1 pseudogene is annotated in these 411 nt (G+C 33.6%); it reads left to right on the forward strand.

Annotated elements, in window-relative coordinates:
* Positions 1–402 (forward strand): annotated as a pseudogene (locus VQ048_RS12715) (PRTRC system protein B); the annotation flags it as partial.
* Positions 403–411 lie beyond the last annotated feature (9 nt).

Raw genomic sequence — 411 nt, forward strand, 5'->3', positions numbered from 1 at the left:
CTATATTTTGTGGAAAGTTTAGAGATACCAAGCGGAACGGCTTATACTCCTCCGTTATTATGGAAAGCGACTAAGCAAAGTTTGAGTATATACGCTTTAAAATCTAACCGCAGACCCACAGCCAAAACAAAATTGTATTATGCTCCTTTTTTTAATGTTTATCAAAATGGTAATGTATGTATGGGGAGTGTGAATATAGATATTAAAAAAACGACCTCATTAGAGGACTTTATACAAGCGTGGGAAACCTATTTTTTTGAAAGTTATTTCAGTCATTTGCAAAATTTCAACCCTATCAATGGTAATTGCGTAAGCCTTTGGAAAGAACTCATCAACACAGATAAGCCATTCCCAAACGAACAGCTTAGACCAAATAATAAAACTCTAAAAGATATTTTATAATGGAAACGA

This window comes from Bergeyella anatis (genome assembly GCF_036016955.1).
Taxonomy (GTDB): Bacteria; Bacteroidota; Bacteroidia; order Flavobacteriales; family Weeksellaceae; genus JAYWXI01.